A 241-nucleotide genomic window follows, 5' to 3' on the forward strand; every position below is an offset into this window, starting at 1 on the left:
CAGACAGTTTGTGAGCATTGTTCTTATTAAGATTCCCAACAATTGTCATAGCATCAAAGTGTAATTTTGGTTCGGGGGTGTACATAATATGTCGGTTTAACCGGCTATTAGAGTATCCGGGTTTAGAAAAATTTGAGTTTTCCTTTTCCAAACTTTGTTTTGCCTGAATTTCTTCTGCTTTTTTACTCATAAAAAATCGACTCCTTATTTTGTTTAAGAAGTCGCTCACCCGAATATATAT

General features: G+C 34.4%; 1 pseudogene. It reads right to left on the reverse strand.

The features are described from left to right. Positions 1 to 190, reverse strand: a pseudogene (locus SH09_RS13720) (replication initiation factor domain-containing protein); the annotation flags it as partial. Positions 191 to 241 lie beyond the last annotated feature (51 nt).

The sequence above is a fragment of the Staphylococcus gallinarum genome (assembly GCF_000875895.1).
GTDB lineage: Bacteria > Bacillota > Bacilli > Staphylococcales > Staphylococcaceae > Staphylococcus > Staphylococcus gallinarum.